Source organism: Anoxynatronum sibiricum (assembly GCF_039414295.1).
Lineage (GTDB): Bacteria > Bacillota > Clostridia > Peptostreptococcales > Tindalliaceae > Anoxynatronum > Anoxynatronum sibiricum.
Genome location: NZ_JBCITM010000053.1, coordinates 1 through 799, shown reverse-complemented (window position 1 = coordinate 799; position 799 = coordinate 1). Strand labels below are relative to the sequence as shown.

At 41.2% G+C, this 799-nt stretch carries 1 protein-coding gene; it reads right to left on the bottom strand.

The window, feature by feature from the left end:
* Positions 1 to 62: 62 nt before the first annotated feature.
* Positions 63 to 799 (bottom strand): IS21-like element helper ATPase IstB (istB, locus tag AAIG11_RS17905; protein ID WP_343187551.1); only part of this gene is annotated, 737 nt, incomplete at its 5' end.

The window sequence follows — 799 nt, the reverse complement described above, 5'->3', positions numbered from 1 at the left end:
TTTTGGCAATAGAGAAATACAACTTTTGGCAGTCAAAAATGCAATTACCAGCGTTACCAAAATTACTTCATTAATGAATTGGCCATACGATAACTTTTCCCTGTGAACATTAACATATGAGAATGATGCACTAATCGGTCTACGATTGCAGCTGTCAGCTTTTCGTCAAAAAGAAATCCTTTCCATCTACCGAACTCAATGTTGGTGGTTATGATGATGCTTTTTGCTTCGTAGCAAGCTGAGATAATCTCGAACAACATCCTTGCACCTTCTTGATGGAGCGGTAGATATCCCCATTCATCAAGGATGAGTAAATCGGCCTGATGGATTTTCTTGTGAACCTTGCTCACTTTCTTAGGGTCATCATCTTCTAATTGGTTTATCAGGTCATGAACTCGAAAAAAGACGGCTTTCTTACCCTGAGCGATTGCTTGAACACCTAGAGCAACCGACAAATGTGTTTTACCAGTACCTACAGAACCGTAGAGAATCAGATTTTCTTTCTTTTCAAGAAAGGACAAAGACGCCAACTTTTCTTGCCCCATCTTGTCGGGAAACTTGATCTGAGAGTAATCGTAGCCCTCTAACGATTTCACAACCGAGAAACCTGCACTGTTAAGATTGCGAATTCGTCTTTTTTCTTCACGGTCTTCGGTTAGCGATCTAAGCAGCTTGAGCAAGAATTCTTCATTGGTTCGGGCATCGATTTTGGGATAAATTTCCATGAGTGCATTGGAAAGCTTAAGCCTTCGTTGATACTGCTCAATGTCTTTGTTCACTGGTTGCCGCCTCCCATCAA